Source organism: Fictibacillus tiangongensis, from assembly GCF_048083785.1.
Lineage (GTDB): Bacteria > Bacillota > Bacilli > Bacillales > Fictibacillaceae > Fictibacillus.
The window spans coordinates 2,294,549-2,308,119 of the sequence record NZ_CP182294.1 but is presented as its reverse complement, the minus strand read 5'-3'; the positions used below and the strand labels follow the sequence as shown (position 1 = coordinate 2,308,119).

Annotated in this window: 18 protein-coding genes; 15 read left to right on the top strand and 3 right to left on the bottom strand. The window is 38.0% G+C overall.

The window, feature by feature from the left end; genetic code table 11:
- Positions 1 to 61 precede the first annotated feature (61 nt).
- The 3 genes from ACNJYY_RS12380 (at position 62) to ACNJYY_RS12370 (ending at position 1,758) form a co-directional block, all read left to right on the top strand.
- Positions 62 to 607, top strand: a complete 546-nt coding sequence (locus tag ACNJYY_RS12380) for a TetR/AcrR family transcriptional regulator (protein ID WP_416728754.1) — start codon at positions 62 to 64, stop codon at positions 605 to 607.
- Between the two features lie 322 nt (positions 608 to 929).
- On the top strand, positions 930 to 1,202 hold the full coding sequence (locus ACNJYY_RS12375; RefSeq protein WP_416728753.1) for an AbrB/MazE/SpoVT family DNA-binding domain-containing protein: 273 nt from the start codon (positions 930 to 932) through the stop codon (positions 1,200 to 1,202).
- A gap of 16 nt (positions 1,203 to 1,218) precedes the next feature.
- Entirely contained in the window at positions 1,219 to 1,758 is a 540-nt protein-coding gene (locus tag ACNJYY_RS12370; RefSeq protein WP_416728752.1) for an AAA family ATPase, read from the top strand.
- Between the two features lie 62 nt (positions 1,759 to 1,820).
- Here the strand turns inward: ACNJYY_RS12370 and ACNJYY_RS12365 are convergent, their stop codons facing one another.
- Positions 1,821 to 2,600: a LysM peptidoglycan-binding domain-containing protein gene (locus ACNJYY_RS12365; protein WP_416728751.1), complete on the bottom strand. Its 780-nt coding sequence runs from the start codon at positions 2,598 to 2,600 to the stop codon at positions 1,821 to 1,823.
- 177 nt (positions 2,601 to 2,777) lie between these two features.
- Between ACNJYY_RS12365 and ACNJYY_RS12360 the strand changes: the two genes are divergently transcribed.
- From ACNJYY_RS12360 to kynA, 6 genes are all read left to right on the top strand, one after another.
- Entirely contained in the window at positions 2,778 to 3,266 is a 489-nt protein-coding gene (locus ACNJYY_RS12360) for an ankyrin repeat domain-containing protein (RefSeq protein ID WP_416728750.1), read from the top strand.
- A 90-nt stretch (positions 3,267 to 3,356) separates the two neighbouring features.
- Complete coding sequence (locus ACNJYY_RS12355; protein ID WP_416728749.1) at positions 3,357 to 4,280, top strand: rhodanese-related sulfurtransferase; 924 nt, start codon at positions 3,357 to 3,359, stop codon at positions 4,278 to 4,280.
- Positions 4,281 to 4,537: 257 nt separating this feature from the next.
- The gene (locus tag ACNJYY_RS12350; RefSeq protein ID WP_416728748.1) at positions 4,538 to 5,164 is read left to right on the top strand and encodes a phosphatase PAP2 family protein; all 627 of its coding nucleotides are present in this window, start codon (positions 4,538 to 4,540) and stop codon (positions 5,162 to 5,164) included.
- Positions 5,165 to 5,229: 65 nt separating this feature from the next.
- Positions 5,230 to 5,418, top strand: a complete 189-nt coding sequence (locus ACNJYY_RS12345) for a hypothetical protein (protein ID WP_197130365.1) — start codon at positions 5,230 to 5,232, stop codon at positions 5,416 to 5,418.
- 128 nt (positions 5,419 to 5,546) lie between these two features.
- Complete coding sequence (locus ACNJYY_RS12340) at positions 5,547 to 5,735, top strand: alpha/beta-type small acid-soluble spore protein (RefSeq protein WP_066395381.1); 189 nt, start codon at positions 5,547 to 5,549, stop codon at positions 5,733 to 5,735.
- A 143-nt stretch (positions 5,736 to 5,878) separates the two neighbouring features.
- On the top strand, positions 5,879 to 6,727 hold the full coding sequence (gene kynA, locus ACNJYY_RS12335; RefSeq protein WP_416728747.1) for a tryptophan 2,3-dioxygenase: 849 nt from the start codon (positions 5,879 to 5,881) through the stop codon (positions 6,725 to 6,727).
- Positions 6,728 to 7,268: 541 nt separating this feature from the next.
- Here kynA and ACNJYY_RS12330 read toward each other — a convergent pair.
- Complete coding sequence (locus ACNJYY_RS12330; RefSeq protein WP_416728746.1) at positions 7,269 to 8,225, bottom strand: helix-turn-helix transcriptional regulator; 957 nt, start codon at positions 8,223 to 8,225, stop codon at positions 7,269 to 7,271.
- An 86-nt stretch (positions 8,226 to 8,311) separates the two neighbouring features.
- On the opposite strand from ACNJYY_RS12330, the gene ACNJYY_RS12325 reads away from it, so the two are divergent.
- From ACNJYY_RS12325 to ACNJYY_RS12310, 4 genes are all read left to right on the top strand, one after another.
- Positions 8,312 to 9,223, top strand: coding sequence for an SDR family oxidoreductase (locus ACNJYY_RS12325; protein WP_416728745.1), 912 nt, complete (start codon positions 8,312 to 8,314; stop codon positions 9,221 to 9,223).
- A gap of 858 nt (positions 9,224 to 10,081) precedes the next feature.
- Positions 10,082 to 10,282: a hypothetical protein gene (locus ACNJYY_RS12320; protein ID WP_416728744.1), complete on the top strand. Its 201-nt coding sequence runs from the start codon at positions 10,082 to 10,084 to the stop codon at positions 10,280 to 10,282.
- A 160-nt stretch (positions 10,283 to 10,442) separates the two neighbouring features.
- Complete coding sequence (locus tag ACNJYY_RS12315) at positions 10,443 to 10,994, top strand: GNAT family N-acetyltransferase (protein ID WP_416728743.1); 552 nt, start codon at positions 10,443 to 10,445, stop codon at positions 10,992 to 10,994.
- A 165-nt stretch (positions 10,995 to 11,159) separates the two neighbouring features.
- A complete protein-coding gene (locus ACNJYY_RS12310; RefSeq protein ID WP_416728742.1) occupies positions 11,160 to 11,474 on the top strand; it encodes a hypothetical protein in 315 nt (104 codons plus the stop codon).
- 90 nt (positions 11,475 to 11,564) lie between these two features.
- Here the strand turns inward: ACNJYY_RS12310 and ACNJYY_RS12305 are convergent, their stop codons facing one another.
- Positions 11,565 to 11,777 carry a hypothetical protein gene (locus ACNJYY_RS12305; RefSeq protein ID WP_416728741.1) on the bottom strand — a complete coding sequence of 71 codons (213 nt, stop codon included), beginning with the start codon at positions 11,775 to 11,777 and terminating at the stop codon, positions 11,565 to 11,567.
- 221 nt (positions 11,778 to 11,998) lie between these two features.
- Between ACNJYY_RS12305 and ACNJYY_RS12300 the strand changes: the two genes are divergently transcribed.
- A complete protein-coding gene (locus ACNJYY_RS12300) occupies positions 11,999 to 12,868 on the top strand; it encodes a GNAT family N-acetyltransferase (protein ID WP_416728740.1) in 870 nt (289 codons plus the stop codon).
- 147 nt (positions 12,869 to 13,015) lie between these two features.
- A complete protein-coding gene (locus ACNJYY_RS12295) occupies positions 13,016 to 13,537 on the top strand; it encodes a DinB family protein (protein ID WP_416728739.1) in 522 nt (173 codons plus the stop codon).
- Positions 13,538 to 13,571: the final 34 nt, after the last annotated feature.

Sequence of the window (13,571 nt, the reverse complement as noted above, 5' to 3'; positions counted from 1 at the left end):
TAGCACTTGCTACATAATAAAAATGTAGCATATACTACATAAAAAATGCAACGAGGAAAATATGATGAAAAAAGGCGAATTACGTAAACAAGAACTACAAGATAAAATGGCAGAACACATACTGTCTACTGGTCTTCAGGCCATAAGTTTAAGAAATTTGGCAAAAGCAGCTGGAACGAGTGATCGGATGCTTCTTCATTATTATCAGGACAAAGAAGAGCTTATGACTGAGGTATTGACACAGATTTCTGATAACCTGATTACCATTCTGGAACAAGCACAAACAACACCCATTCCGTTTAATCAATTGGTGCCGCATTTATATCTATTAATTAAGGAACCTGTAGTAAAGCCTTATATTCAGCTGTGGCTTGAACTAATAGCACTTGCTTCCAAAAAAGAAGATCCCTATTTTTCAATTGCAAAACAAATAGGTGATAGCTTTATCCATTATTGCTCTGAACTCATTCAAGCGGATGAGGAAGAAAAAGAGAAGCTAGCACCTTTAACATTCATCATTGTTGAAGGCATTGCTATGCTTGATGCGATTGATTTTGATCAAAAAATTGGAAAGGCATTAAAAGGTCTTTCTGATTTTCAGAAATAGTGAGGTTGTCGTGGAAGAAAAAAACGGTATGAAAACTACAACCTGCAACAGCCCATGTGTCTGCAGGTTTTTATTTCGGGAAAATGTTATAGGTTTATCGACTCATGACAAATATGGAATATCCTTTTTTTACATCTTTCACACCAAAATTAGTCCTATCTGCTCATTAAATTAACCCAACTCATATCCTCTTCCTATTTATAAAAGTTTTTGAGATGATTAATTCAGCAAAAAACATAATTTACCAAGTGATGGAGTAAGGTGATATGCAGTTCAGAATTTACTACTTCGTTTGGAAAGAAGGAAAAGGAAGGTAGAACATATGAAAAGCACGGGGATTGTGAGAAAAGTAGATGAGTTAGGAAGAATCGTTATTCCAATTGAATTGCGACGAATGATGAATCTAGACATTAAAGATGGTATCGAAATTTTTGTAGAGAATGACCGCATTATTTTAAAGAAATACATACCGAATAACTCGTGCGTGATTACAGGAGAAGTGACAGATCAGAATGCTGCGTGTGCAGGCGGAAAGTTCGTACTCAGTCCGAATGGTGCAAAAGCGCTTTTAGAAGAATTAGAATTAAAGTTTTAAGTGTGGAGGAACACCAGTGACTACAGAACATGCAAGAACCGTTTTTCTCCTGTCAGGACCAGCAGGAGTCGGGAAATCAACAACTGCAACCGAGCTTGTTAATAGTTTATCTAATAGCGCATATCTATCGGGTGATGATATTAGTTACATGCATATAAACGGCAGAGAGAAGCCTTGGGAAAGTAAACAGGAGCATGATTTGATTTTGAATAACATTCTTCAACTTACAAGGAACTTCATGGATTATAACTGTGACGTTGTGATCGATTACATAATCTTTCCAAAGGATGCAGAATGGATAAGTAACCAGCTAAGTGACCTTGGTGTTACGATTAAATACGTTGTTCTTTGGGCAGAGAAGGATACGTTGGTAAAAAGGGATGCCATGCGTATTGAAGAGAAGCGTATGGGTGATAGATGTTTGGTTCTTTTTGATGAGTTCCTACATTCGGGGCTAAACCATAACCATCTTCTTCATACAAGTCTACTTACTCCTCATGACATACAACATGTCATTCGTGAAATAAAAACAGATAATCGATTTATACACATATAAAATAAAAAACATGCGGCCAGAAAAGCTGCATGTTTTTTAGTGGAAAGTCGTGCGGAAGATCCTTATTTTTTAAATAATTGTACCCAAGCTCCCTCAAAATAGCCTACGCCGATAGAGTCGTAGTTAGAGCTTAAAATGTTTTGGCGATGGCCAGGACTATTCATCCAGTCTGTCATAACAACTTGTGGTGAAGTTTGTCCTTTTGCAATGTTCTCACCTGCAGCAGTGTAATCGATTCCAAAGCTGCGCATCATGTCAAACGGAGATCCGTAAGTAGGTGAGTTATGATCAAAATAGTTATTCTGGATCATGTCTTTAGCTTTTGCTAAAGCAACATTGCTGAGTTCAGCATCAAGTGTTAATGGGGCAAGGCCGGCTTTTTGACGCTCTGCATTTACAAGCTTTGAAACTTGTGTAGCAGTAGAACCGACGGAAGGTTGTGCTGGAGCTGCTGCTTTTGGTGCTGGCTGTTGTTTAGCAACAGGTGCTGGCAGCTCGATTACTTGTCCAGGATATACCCAATTGATCTCTTTGATCTGTGGGTTTGCCTGTTGAATTGCCCATAAACTAACATTTGACGCCGAAGCGATTTTGTTAAGTGTCTCTCCATTTACTACTTTGTGCAGATTTGAAGAAGATGGAATGTATAACGTTTGACCAGGATGGATGTTATGATTGGTCAATCGATTCATTCCAATTATGTTTGATACGCTTACATTTTGGTGCTGTGCGATCTTCCACAGTGTGTCATTTTGCTGAACCGTATATGGTGTTGAAGCATGTGCTGCAGTTGTCATTACGAGAAAAGCAGCCAATGATAAAGATAATATTTTTAATCGCATAATATCCCCCGAATATCCAGTTCCCCCAACGACTTTCACTATTTAAATGTTCACATAATTTTGACCGCGAAACAACTGGGAATGAGAGAAAAATTTTGTAAATAATTGTATGTAAAAGGGTTTTCGTGTCGGGAAGTCGAAGTAGTCTTACAACAACTATCAGAAAGGGTGGATACTATGAATCTGCACCAAGCAGCAATGGATGGTAATTTGACAGTGGTTGAAGAACTTTTGAAAAAAGAAGAAACAAATATAAACGCACTGAGTGAAGGGTGGTCACCTCTTCATCTAGCCGCACACTTTGGACATATTGAGATTGTGAGACTGTTGCTCGAACAAGGAGCTGATGTTCATGTGAAGTCCGGTAATAATATGGCGAACACCCCGCTTCATGCAGCGGCAGCAAATATGAAGAATCGCCAAGAAATGATCAGTCTCCTATTATCACACGGAGCTGACATAAACGAAAAGCAGAGCGGAGGCTGGACCATTCTACATCAAGCCGCTCAGCACAATGATCCTGAGATGATCGCTTACTTTGTTGAAAAAGGAGCCGACCCTTACCTCGCCAAAGAAGACGGAAAAACAGCACTGGAATTGGCGGAGGATGAAGAGGCACATGAGGCAGCTGACATCTTAAGAAACTGCACATTAAATAAAATCTAAAATACAGGATGCGTCCTGTATTTTTCTTTTTCTCATAATTTGTTATTATAGGAAAGGTAGTTTTTTAAGAAGCATAAGTAGGTGGTATTGATGGACTTTCAAGTATTATTGTATTATAAATACGTAACAATCGAGGACCCTGAAGCGTTTAAAGAGGAGCATCTTGCTCTTTGTAAGGAAATCGGACTTAAAGGCAGAATCCTTGTAGCGAACGAAGGGATCAACGGAACTGTATCAGGAACGGTGGAACAGACTGAAGCATACATGAAGATGATGAAGAATGATTACCGTTTTGCAGATACCGTTTTTAAAATAGAAGGATCGAACGAACATGCCTTCAAAAAGATGAAGGTTCGTGTCCGTCCAGAGCTCGTACACTTAAGTCTTGAAGATGATGTGAATCCCAATGAACTGACAGGTAAGCACCTTTCACCGAAAGAATGGCTAGAAGCGATGGAGTCAGAAGATGTGGTGATTCTGGATGCTAGGAACACGTACGAATACGATCTTGGCCATTTCAAGAATGCGATCAGACCGGACGTGGAAACTTTTCGCGACCTTCCTCAATGGGTAAGAGAGAACTTCAGTCAGTTCAAGGATAAAAAAGTCCTTACTTACTGCACAGGCGGTATTCGTTGTGAGAAGTTCTCCGGATTTTTGGTAAAAGAAGGGTTCAAGGACGTTTCTCAGCTTGAAGGCGGAATCATCTCTTACGGGTATGATGAAATCGCCAAAGGTAAACTGTGGGACGGAAAATGTTATGTATTCGATGAGCGAATCTCTGTACCAGTTAACCGAACAGGTGAAGAGGTTGTGGTCGGAAAATGTTATCACTGCGGTAACCCTGAAGAACGTTATGTAAAATGCGGAAATCCAGAATGCAACGCGCATTTGTTGATGTGTGAAGAATGTGAGCATGAGCATAAACGTTCGTGCAGCACAGAATGCAGAGAACATCCCTGGAATCGTTATATAAAAGAATGTGAAGCAGAAAGCGAAAGTTCTCCTTTGTAGGAGGACTTTTTCTTTTTGAAGAGTGAGTTGATAAGTATGCGTGTACTGTCCAGAAGGAAAATGGTTGATATGTGCGTTTCAGGGAAACATAGATAAAGAATTACGTAGTAATCTCCATTAATTACGTAGTAATCGGATTTTTATACGAGGTAATTTCAATTAATTACGTAGTAAATCCATTTTTATCCGTAATCCCCCGAATTGTTATTCCTACTATTGGATGACGTGAAGTAATATGAGATGTAGGGGGAATAATAATGAAAATAACTTTGAGTTTATGTGTTTTAACCTTTGTCAGTCTTTCGTTTTACAGTTCAAGTTTCATAACAACTTTCGATTCGAGTTTGAGAGAGCTAGTGTTGAATCTCCGAACAGATCGGTTAAATGAAATCGTATTAGCCTTCACTCACGTAGGGGACGCCAAAGTGCTCGCTGGACTCTGTTTACTCGGTGCAATTTTTCTTTTCATAATGAAACAATGGAGAATCAGCATGTTGCTGATCGGAAGTATTCTGGTTTCTTATGGTCTGAACTTGCTAGTGAAATCCATGTTTCAGAGAGAACGGCCACAAGACTTCCGCTTGTTAGATGAAGACGGATACAGTTTTCCGAGTGGAAACGCCATGGTAGGAACAACCTTTTACTTATTTGCAGCCGTTCTTCTCTATCAACGGTATCAAAAGCGCTGGATTCTAGTGATAGGTGCGATTCTTCCGTTCCTGCTCGGGTTAAGTCGTGTCTATGTTGGTGTTCATTATCCATCTGATATTTTGGCAGGGTTTGCGTTAAGCATTGTTATTGTGATCATTCTTACCAAACTCACAGATAAACGTATCAAACAAGCAGAAAGCGTTAATAGAAACAACACAAATAGAGCTGTATAACATATCAATTATTGTTCGGATTTGGTATAATAAGACGGAATTGTTTACCGAAAGGGTGCAAAGATATGTTACCAATCGTATTTCCAGAGAACAAACTTGAGTACATACCGGCTTTGATTACGCTTGCCCTCTTTACGATTTTTGCTTGGAGAACGGTAGTCTTTTTTAAGAAACATTCTGCAAAAGAGTTAAAGAGAGCACAACTAATAGAAGAAGATTTGTTAAGCAAAGAGCTGAAGAACAAGGACTTATGACGAGTTCTTGTTTTTTTTTTGAAAAAAATTTATATTTCTATGAATAGGTTTTCAGAATTAACCCATACTACTTTTAACGGAAAACAATTCAGTTTTTCGTACATATTATCCCAAAGGAGGGAAATCGCATGGCACGTAATAACAGCAACCAAATCGTGGTTCCTGGAGCACAAGGAGCTCTTGACGCAATGAAACAAGAGATCGCTGCTGAGTTCGGAGTACATCTTGGACCAGACACAACTTCTCGTGCAAACGGATCAGTAGGTGGCGAAATCACTAAGCGTCTTGTAGCACAAGCGCTAGGCGGACTTCGTTAATCAGTAACCTCCTTGTAAGAAAAAACCCGGAATTCGTTCCGGGTTTTATTTTTTTGTCCAAATTTAAATCTCAATACACCCCTAAGAATCATGTATAATGAAAGCGGTGACATACCAGTAATTTGTCGGGGGAGTGGATTTCAATGACAGAACAGAAAAAATTGGACAGCAAAGAAACAGAAAAAGGACTTCACACGGACTTTATTAATCAAATGACGTATGGCGAATACCTGAACCTAGATAAGATCTTGTCTGGTCAGAAAAGGCTTTCCGGTCATCACGATGAAATGTTGTTTATCATTATCCACCAAGTATCAGAGCTATGGATGAAACTCATCCTTCACGAGACGCGTTCAGCAATTTCTTCGATTGAGAGCGGAAACCTTCATTCAGCTTTTAAAATGCTAGCACGTGTTTCAAAGATTCAATCTCAGATCATCGAATCATGGGACGTGCTTTCAACCTTAACGCCAGCGGAATACATGGAGTTTCGCGATAAGCTTGGACAAGCATCAGGCTTTCAATCGTATCAATATCGCATGATTGAATTTGCACTTGGTTATAAGACACCGCATATTTTAGAAATCTACAAAAAAGACGCAGATCTTCACGAACAGCTAACCGCTGCTCTTCATACACCAAGTTTGTACGACGTTTCCATTCAGGCACTCGCAAAAGCGGGACTTCCTATCGACGAAGAAGTGCTAAACCGTGATGTAACAAAGCGTTATGAATACAACGCATCAGTAGAAGCAGCGTGGTTAGAAGTGTACCGAAACGTAGAGAAGTATTGGGATCTGTATGAATTAGCAGAAAAGCTTGTAGATATTGAAGATTGGTTACAGCAGTGGCGATTCCGCCATATGAAAACCGTAGAACGAATCATCGGGTTCAAAGTGGGAACAGGTGGATCATCAGGTGTGAACTATCTGAAGAAGGTATTAGATCAACGCTTCTTCCCTGAGCTTTGGGATCTGCGTACGAGTATATAGGAAATAGGATAATTCGGAGTAAAAAATAATATTTATGAATGCTTTAAAAAGCGTGCTGTTTTTACACAGTACGCTTTTTTTCATCTATTAAATTTTTCTTTTTAAATATCTTTTCACTGCTATAAAACACCCCACCACAAACCACTCCTACAACTAGTGGTTTCAATATAAAACTTTGCTCCGTCCAGAACCAATTTATAAGAAATACAATCACAAAAGTTATTGAACAATGCAATATGATTTTTATAAAGATTCCTCCCCGTTAGTGCTCGTTTTGATTTTAACATAATTTGTTAATTACAGAAAATCGGTAGAATGAAATACCATTTCCCAATATAGTAGGTAGTGATTCTACATTTTTATAAATTCAGAAGGTTTCATAAACAGACACATATATGGATTAAATATATACTAATTTATTCAAACGATGAATTCTTACTTTCGTCTTTGGTCGTTTTCATTTTTCTTTTCGTGTAATTCCGAACCCTATATAAATACGTATTTAAAGAACCAGGCCGATAATTAAGTAAAAGAGTTTTTATCACTTATAAAGAGATATGGCTGATTCAGCGATTTCCCTAACCGACTCAATCAATGAGGATGGATTAATAATTTTCAATTGATCCCCAAACCCTACAATATATGACGCAGCTTCTTGTTTAGTATCAAACGACATTTTGACAGGAATCCACCCGTTTTTACTCGGTGTACTAGTGCTTACTACTTGTGCAAAGCGTCCGCTGAAAGATAGCCGTTGACTAATAGCGGGAGATGCCTCCAACTCTACTTCAAATACAGGTAAACTCTGAACAAAATTTTGTTTTGATTTGTTCCAATAATTAGCTAGTTCAAAGTTAGTTGGCCGGACAAAGGATTCATGCGTTAATTCTACAGACTTGATTCGTGACACTCTAAAATTCTTAAGATCTGTATTAGATACGGCAATAAGATACCATGTACGTCCTTTTGCGACGAGCCCTAATGGTTCTATGATTCTCACTGAAGTTTCCTTGTTTGCTTTTTCATAAGCTATACGTATTTTCCGTTCTTCCCATATTGCTTGTTGTAACAAACCGAGTGCAGTGGTCTCTTGACTCGATTGTTTCCATGAATCTATATCTATATGGATTCTGTTCCATAGGTTATCCGCTTGTGATTGAACAGTGTTCGGAAGAGCGGCTAACAGTTTTTGCCGAGCTTCTTTCCAGTCTTTTGTATAGCCAAGATCACTTAAAAGCTGAAAGGAAGGGGAGAGAAACAACGTTTTTAGCTCGTTGTCTTTCAATCCTGTTAAGCGTGTTCTGTACTCATCAACAAGCCGCCAACCGCCATATTTTCCACGTTCGGCTAGAACTGGAATTCCTGCTGCACTTAACGCTTCCATGTCACGATGAATCGTTCGTTCTGTTACTTCTAATTCGTTGGCTAACGCTTTAGTTGTCATTTTTCCATGATTTTGTAACAGCAATAAGATGCTGATTAAACGGTCTGCTCTCATCGATTTACTCCTATTATTTTAATATGACAATGGATGTCAACTTTAAAGGTTAAACTAAAGATAGATCAATGAAGGAGTGAATGCAAATGAAACCTTTAGAAGGAAAAATTGCACTAGTTGCTGGAGGAACACGAGGAGCAGGACGTGGGATTGCGATGGAGTTGGGCGCAGCAGGAGCCACAGTCTATATCACTGGCAGAACGACACGTAAATCAGTATCAGAATACAACCGACCAGAAACCATTGAGGAAACAGCAGAATTAGTAAACGAACTAGGTGGCGTTGGAATTCCTGTTCAAGTCGATCATCTTGTTGCTGAACAAGTACAAGCACTAGTAGAGCGAATTGAAAACGAACAAGGTAGATTAGATATTCTAGTAAACGATATTTGGGGCGGAGAGAATTTCATTGAATGGAGTACACCAGTATGGGAACATTCACTTGAAAAAGGGTTAAGAATGCTTCGTCTCGCTGTAGATACCCATCTGATAACAAGCCACTACGCGCTTCCATTGTTGATTAAGAACAAAGGTGGGCTCGTGATTGAAATGACAGATGGGACAAAAGAATACAATGAAAACAATTATAGAGTGTCCATGTTTTACGATTTAGCCAAAACGTCTGTAATTCGTATGGCCAAAGCTTTGTCACACGAACTATCACCGTATAAGTGTACAGCGGTTTCTCTATCACCAGGCTGGATGCGATCAGAGATCATGCTTGAAGTCTTCGGGGTAACAGAAGAAAACTGGCAGGATGGGATTGAGAAAGATCCGAATTTTGCCATATCTGAAACACCACGCTTTGTCGGAAGGGCCGTAGCAGCATTAGCGATGGATGATAACCGACATGAATTAAACGGACAATCTTTTTCAAGTGGAGAACTCGCTAAGAAATATGACTTTGTAGATATCGATGGCTCACAGCCAGATTGCTTCCGATATTTAGTCGAAGTCGTGGAGGCTGGTAAGCCAGCTGATGTAGAGGGATATAAGTAAAAGATCATTATAAGAAATTCCAAAGTGACTTTCACCAAAACTTATAAGTTTAGAACGAGGGAATTCCGAGGTCAGAGGAATCCCTCGTTTTTATATATAACAATCCTCATAAGATAATCTCAATATTTACAGGTTATTTATTGTGCTAAAATTAAAATAGTTTTGAAAGAGGGGAGGGATTAAGAAATTGAGGATATTTTCTTTGCTGGTTTTACTTTGCCTTTGTTTTAAAGTGTCTTTCGTTCCAAATTACTTTCACACCGAAAACACTACTTCTGTAAAAGGATATGAATGGAATGCTCACTCATTAGTCTCGGCAGACATTTCTATAATCATGACTAAGAACGTCATTGAGAGTAAAAAGGTTCAGAAAGCTTCAAATACTTTTCAAAACAAAAGTGTAAGAAAAGTTCATGTTGGAAACCTACTTGATGAAAAACTTACTCTTAAAAATCCTCAAAAGAAAACCCTGTTTCTTAATCCTTATCTCTATCAATCAAGTTATCTCTGACATCTTAAGTAGAATGGATCAATTTAATTCCACTTGAGAAAGAAAAGGAGATAACCTAGATGAAAGAGGTCATAATATTTAGCGTTCTTACAATAGTATTAGTACTAGTTGCTACACATTTCTTTAATCAGTACATTCCAGAGCATCAATATCCAACCTTATTTAAGTTTTTAAAAAACATATAAAATAATAGAAAGGACCTGCTGAGCGGGTCTTTTTTTCGGTTCCCTACATGTTAATTTAACTTTATCTCACGATTTGCTGCTTTTATCCAAGAAGGAAAATTCATCCTTTTTATGGAATTAGTGATGGACAAACAATCAGACTTTTATTTGAGGAATAGATAGATGAAAAAGTTACCGAAGTTCCTCTTCATATTTATCTTATTAACACTTACTTCTTGCGGGAAAACTCAATTATCTATTTCTTCCATGATCTTTGTAACGGATAAAGGTCATTCCGAAGACTACAAAGAATATTGGATCACTGCATATGATCCAAATAAAGAAAAAAAGCAGACCCTTTTAAGGTCTATGTCGAAGAAATAATGGTTTGGAACTTGATTGAGGAAAACAAAGAGTATTTTTCCACTTATGCAAAAGAGGAAAAGAGTCCTTGGTTACTCGAACAAATTGAATTCATAAAGTAGTTTTTGGTAAACTGCTATTCTCTGCGTGATTAAACAATAGAAAGGATGTGATCACGTTTATGCTTAAGGGACAAAAAGTAGAACTGCGACCTGTTTCACTAGAGGATTACAAACGAATTTTTGACTGGCGTAATGATGAGGAAACAGCCAAATTGATATCGGGTACAGGATATTACGCCTATTGCCATGTTTCAACAGAAAATGTTGAGGCTGATTACGAGAATGATGTGAAAAAGATAGATAAACGTGAAACCGACAAATTTTCGATTTATACGATGGGAGAGAATCCTCAACATATTGGAGGAATCCAGTATAGTGGATTGAATATCATCTCGAGGAGTTGTTCCGTAGGGATTGGAATTGGTGTGAAAGAATACTGGAGCAAGGGTTATGGAACGGATGCAATGAGAACCCTTATTCATTACTTATTTCAGACTATGAATTTGCAGCGTATCAAACTAGAAACATGGAGTGGGAACGAACAAGCCATCCGTTCCTATGAAAAATGTGGGTTTGTAGTAGAGGGACGTTTAAGAAATGAAGAGTTTATTGACGGAAAATATTATGACACGATTGTCATGGGACTTCTGAAAGATGAATTTATATCCTAGTCATTATTGAGAGAGGCGTTGATCCAAAGAGGATTAACGCCTTTTTTATGCATTAATTAAGCAGAATTGATTGGGCACTGTGATAGGTGTACAAGCACTTTCTGAGGGATTTCATAGAATATCATAATCGAAGGTATACCTTCGGGAACTAAGGGGGGATTAGTTATGGGTTGGATTGGAAATAATTCAGGTCATCGTTCTTGTGGATGTAACAAGCGCGTTGAACGTCAACATCATGAATGTGGATGTAACAAGCGTGTTGAACGTCATGAACATGAATGTGGCTGTCACAAAAAAGTAAAGCGTCAGTCAGAAGGTCAGTTAAGAAGAGATATGTGCTGCAGATGTAATTGGGCTGAATCTCGAAATGACAGCGCTTGGAGAAAACTTTGTAGAAACAGAGTAGAAAGTGTTCGAGCGGTTACAGATGCTCCAAACTGTGCTTTGCGCAATCGATTAGGCAATGGAAATGGTCAATAGTAACGAATACTTTAATAAGATAACGAACAAACACTGAAGAAACAAAAAGAGGGCCTTATCACTAAGGTCCTTTTTTGTTGTGGAAGATGCTTAGCTATTCTCGCTTAGGTCACGAATTTCTCTTTCAATCAAATACAGGGAGAGTTCGAATGCTTCTATACGTCTTTGCGCTAAGGTGATCTGAGACTTATACCGTTTTGGATTTTCTTTACCTTCCAGCGTTTTAACGGTTTCTTTTAGTTTGTGAATCGTTGAGTCAAGTTGACGTTTAGCTTCAACTAAATTATCCAACATAATTTCCATTAAAATACATCCCCTTACATAATCTTTATCAATAATGTGCAACCACGTGAGAAAGATTTAATGATTTGAAATTCAACGTGCAGTTTAATTATTCATCCTATACTGAAGAGGAGTGCAGCCTGTAACATTCACAAAATTTCGTTTGTATGTCGATCCTAAAACAAGATCCTAAAACAATTATAAACTATAATAAGGGTACAACTACAATAGGGGGCTACTCCATGTATACGGAAGATCGAGTTGTATTAAAAGTAGAGCAATTTAACAATAATGATGTTTCAAGTCTAATAGAGCTTTCATCATCTGTCGGATGGGACTATGATGAAAACGAAATAAGAACGATTCTTTCATCAGGAAAAATTTATGGACATAAAAATCCTGAAGGTAAACTCGTTTCAAGTGCAGCGATCATTCCATACGATACAAATCTAGCCTCAATCGGTATGGTCATCGTACATTCAGATTATAGGGGCCTCGGATTAGGAAAGGCAGTTACTCAACAATGTATAGCTGGCGTCTCTAAAGAGACATCCATCATGCTAATCTCAACGGATGAAGGAAAACTATTATATGAAAGCTTAGGATTTAGAAAGGTAGATGTTGTACATAAGTTTTTATGTGAAAATTTTGTCTGCAACTCGTTCGAAGTTAATAACGAATTTACATTAGATACTTACAAAGTAGATGATTTTCATCAAATAATGGAACTAGACTCAGCTGCCTTTGGTGATCAGAGAAGCAAAATTTTGCACAATCGAATCAAACAATCGAAACAATGTATCGTTGTAAAAGATCAGAACAGCCATATTATAGGTTTTGGTCTGTCTGTACAAGGTCCTATAAATCTGGTAGTAGGACCGATTGTTGCGCCGGACTTCAAAATAGCCGCTTCTATCATGAAAGAGTTAGCTGCCAACCATCATGGAAATCTTAGAATTGATGTGCCATCAGGTCATCATGACTTTATGAATTTCTTACATACATGTGGTTTTAAAAAAGTTAATGAGCCTCCAATAATGATGAAAAATTCAAGCGCAATGCCAAACAGGAACCAAAAATTATATGCAATCGCTGCTCAAGTATTTGGATGAAAAATTTTGAAAATCAAAAATAATTTCATGGAATACTAGGGAAAAGACGGACACCAAACGAACGGAGCATTTCTTCAAGAAGGAGAAGTGCTCTTTTTTATTGAAGTTAAGAATAAGACTAGTTGTTATGAAACGGAGGTTGTTACGATGAGTGATCTGAAGTTAATTGAAACCTACAAAAGCTTTTTACAAAACTATTCAAACGAACAGCTCGGCTTTATTCCTGAACGAGGGGTTTGGTCGATCGGTCAAATGTATGACCATTTGATTGTTGTTGCTCATGAATATCTAGATAGTGTTGAAGATTGTGAGAAAGCTGTTGAAGAGCAACATCAGGGAAAATCCGAATTCGGAGAGTACCTTTTTAATATTGGTGGGTTCCCTCCCATTAAAATCAAATTGCCTGAAGAACTAGATGCTCCACCGGACAACACCAAAAGTAAAGAAGAGATTGTGCTAGAACTTGATCAACTAATCAATAGAATGAAAGAGTTGGAAATAAAAGTAGAAGAAATTAACCCAAATTATAAAATGAAGCATGGTGGTTTTGGGTGGCTGAATGCAAAAGAGTGGTTATCTCTTGTCGGTATGCATTTTCGTCATCACCTGCGTCAGAAGTATGAGCTAGATCAGAGGCTTAACAAAATAGGAGTTCTGTCTAGGAATTAGTTCAATTATTTCTTAAACTATGCTTTTTAGTGCG

Bases quoted from the DNA above. Each gene is read 5' to 3' on its own strand.
- ACNJYY_RS12360 (WP_416728750.1), top strand. From the start codon at position 2,778: ATGAATCTGCACCAAGCAGCAATGGATGGTAATTTGACAGTGGTTGAA.
- ACNJYY_RS12310 (WP_416728742.1), top strand. From the start codon at position 11,160: ATGGGTTGGATTGGAAATAATTCAGGTCATCGTTCTTGTGGATGTAAC.
- ACNJYY_RS12315 (WP_416728743.1), top strand. From the start codon at position 10,443: ATGCTTAAGGGACAAAAAGTAGAACTGCGACCTGTTTCACTAGAGGAT.
- ACNJYY_RS12300 (WP_416728740.1), top strand. From the start codon at position 11,999: ATGTATACGGAAGATCGAGTTGTATTAAAAGTAGAGCAATTTAACAAT.
- ACNJYY_RS12380 (WP_416728754.1), top strand. From the start codon at position 62: ATGATGAAAAAAGGCGAATTACGTAAACAAGAACTACAAGATAAAATG.
- kynA (WP_416728747.1), top strand. From the start codon at position 5,879: ATGACAGAACAGAAAAAATTGGACAGCAAAGAAACAGAAAAAGGACTT.
- ACNJYY_RS12345 (WP_197130365.1), top strand. From the start codon at position 5,230: ATGTTACCAATCGTATTTCCAGAGAACAAACTTGAGTACATACCGGCT.
- ACNJYY_RS12305 (WP_416728741.1), bottom strand. From the start codon at position 11,777: ATGGAAATTATGTTGGATAATTTAGTTGAAGCTAAACGTCAACTTGAC.
- ACNJYY_RS12340 (WP_066395381.1), top strand. From the start codon at position 5,547: ATGGCACGTAATAACAGCAACCAAATCGTGGTTCCTGGAGCACAAGGA.
- ACNJYY_RS12365 (WP_416728751.1), bottom strand. From the start codon at position 2,600: ATGCGATTAAAAATATTATCTTTATCATTGGCTGCTTTTCTCGTAATG.
- ACNJYY_RS12350 (WP_416728748.1), top strand. From the start codon at position 4,538: ATGAAAATAACTTTGAGTTTATGTGTTTTAACCTTTGTCAGTCTTTCG.
- ACNJYY_RS12375 (WP_416728753.1), top strand. From the start codon at position 930: ATGAAAAGCACGGGGATTGTGAGAAAAGTAGATGAGTTAGGAAGAATC.
- ACNJYY_RS12325 (WP_416728745.1), top strand. From the start codon at position 8,312: ATGAAACCTTTAGAAGGAAAAATTGCACTAGTTGCTGGAGGAACACGA.
- ACNJYY_RS12320 (WP_416728744.1), top strand. From the start codon at position 10,082: ATGAAAAAGTTACCGAAGTTCCTCTTCATATTTATCTTATTAACACTT.
- ACNJYY_RS12295 (WP_416728739.1), top strand. From the start codon at position 13,016: ATGAGTGATCTGAAGTTAATTGAAACCTACAAAAGCTTTTTACAAAAC.
- ACNJYY_RS12355 (WP_416728749.1), top strand. From the start codon at position 3,357: ATGGACTTTCAAGTATTATTGTATTATAAATACGTAACAATCGAGGAC.
- ACNJYY_RS12330 (WP_416728746.1), bottom strand. From the start codon at position 8,225: ATGAGAGCAGACCGTTTAATCAGCATCTTATTGCTGTTACAAAATCAT.